Source organism: Tenuifilum sp. (assembly GCF_037481895.1).
GTDB classification, from domain to species: domain Bacteria; phylum Bacteroidota; class Bacteroidia; order Bacteroidales; family Tenuifilaceae; genus Tenuifilum; species Tenuifilum osseticum.
This window is the reverse complement of record NZ_JBBFKU010000083.1, coordinates 1-1,700: the sequence shown is the minus strand read 5'-3', so window position 1 is coordinate 1,700 and position 1,700 is coordinate 1. Positions and strand designations below refer to the sequence as shown.

Here is a 1,700-nt window from a genome sequence, read left to right as displayed (position 1 = left end):
AAGCTCACGACTGGGGTCGATGCCTTTTTTCATTAGCTCAACCCTATCTGGCTTAATATCGAACCCAATAACTGAGAGTTTGCGGGCAAATTCCAAAGCTATAGGTAACCCAACGTAACCCAAACCAATAACTGCAAGTTTTTCCTTTTTTGAAACAAGTTCGCTATACATTTTTAAAGGTTTAATGTTTTACAAAATGGGTGATAATCGCCGGTTAAACCTACCGGTGCCATATTACGGATGGTGTAAACAGTTTCAATTGAAGCACGGGCATCGTTTAAGCCAAAGCTATTACCTGCGAGAATTTCGCGGTAGCTTGCAGTATGTAAATCGGTAAACCCCTCGCTGAACTCCAACTCCTTATCGGCAATGCGAATGGAACGGTAGGTTCGCTGCCCCTTTTGCTTTATATTATCAGGAATATCGTTATAGTCAACACTTAGGAACCAGCGTACGCGAGCCTTTTCGAGTTCCATGTATCCAGCAGCCTTGTCGGGGTGGGAAACATGCACCACGCTCGACTTAACACTTCCAAAAATCCATGAAAGCATATCGAAAAAGTGCACACCAATATTGGTGGCAACCCCACCCGATTTCTGAACATCACCCTTCCATGAAATAAAGTACCAACGTCCACGGCTTGTAATGTAGGTTAAATCGATATCAAAAACATTATCCTTTGGAGCGCTATCGATCTGCTTTTTTAACTCAATGATAGTAGGATGCAATCTGAGTTGAAGTATTGTGCTGATACGTTTACCGGTTTCCTTTTCAATTTCAGCAAGGGCATCAATATTCCAAGGATTCAATACGATTGGTTTCTCGCAAATAGCGTTAGCACCCTGTCGTAAAGCAAAACGAATATGCGAATCGTGCAGGTAGTTTGGAGTACAAATGCTAACGTAGTCAACCTTAACGCCCTGTCGTTTAAGCTTATCGATATGCCTATCGAATCGTTCATATTCCACAAAGAAGTCAGCCTCAGGAAAGTAACTATCCATAATTCCTACACAGTCGTGCTTATCGAGTGCTGCAAGCAAATTATTGCCGGTTTCCTTAATTGCTTTAAGGTGACGGGGAGCAATAAATCCGGCTGCTCCAATAAGTGCAAAATTCTTCATTGCCTAATCTATTCGAAAAACCTGATTATTTTCAAGCTTATACTTTTGTCTACTCTCAGGGCAAACTGCAATGCCATCGCTATTAAACTCAAGACGATGGCCATACTCGCTCATCCAACCAATTTGTCGGGCTGGATTACCAACAACCAGAGCGTAAGGCTTTACGTCCTTAGTTACCACTGCTCCGGCACCAACAAAGGAAAACTCGCCAAGAGTAACGCCGCATACTATGGTTGCATTTGCTCCAATGGTGGCGCTACGCTTTACCAGCGTTGTTAAATACTCACTCTTGCGGTTAATGGCGCTACGCGGATTTATTACATTGGTAAACACCATTGATGGGCCTAAAAAAACATCATCCTCGCAAATTACACCCGTATAAATGGAAACATTGTTCTGAACCTTTACATTTCGGCCTAATTTTACTCCCGGGGAAACAACCACGTTTTGGCCAATATTGCAACTTTCACCTATCTCACAGCCAGACATTATATGGCTGAAGTGCCATATTTTTGTACCCTTGCCTATTGTGCAACCTTCATCAATTACTGCTGTTTCGTGGGCGAAGTAGGTTTTCTC

General features: G+C 42.7%; 2 protein-coding genes and 1 pseudogene. All 3 read right to left on the bottom strand.

The features are described 5' to 3' along the window. Positions 1-171 (bottom strand): annotated as a pseudogene (locus WHS63_RS13205) (nucleotide sugar dehydrogenase); the annotation flags it as partial. 2 nt (positions 172-173) lie between these two features. Further along, positions 174-1,121: a Gfo/Idh/MocA family oxidoreductase gene (locus WHS63_RS13200; RefSeq protein ID WP_445205523.1), complete on the bottom strand. Its 948-nt coding sequence runs from the start codon at positions 1,119-1,121 to the stop codon at positions 174-176. A gap of 3 nt (positions 1,122-1,124) precedes the next feature. Continuing rightward, on the bottom strand, positions 1,125-1,700 hold a 576-nt coding region (locus WHS63_RS13195), incomplete at its 5' end, for an acyltransferase (RefSeq protein ID WP_445205522.1).

What these genes read in the sequence shown, in the direction of transcription:
- WHS63_RS13200 (WP_445205523.1), bottom strand. Translation starts at nt 1,121, where the DNA reads ATGAAGAATTTTGCACTTATTGGAGCAGCCGGATTTATTGCTCCCCGT.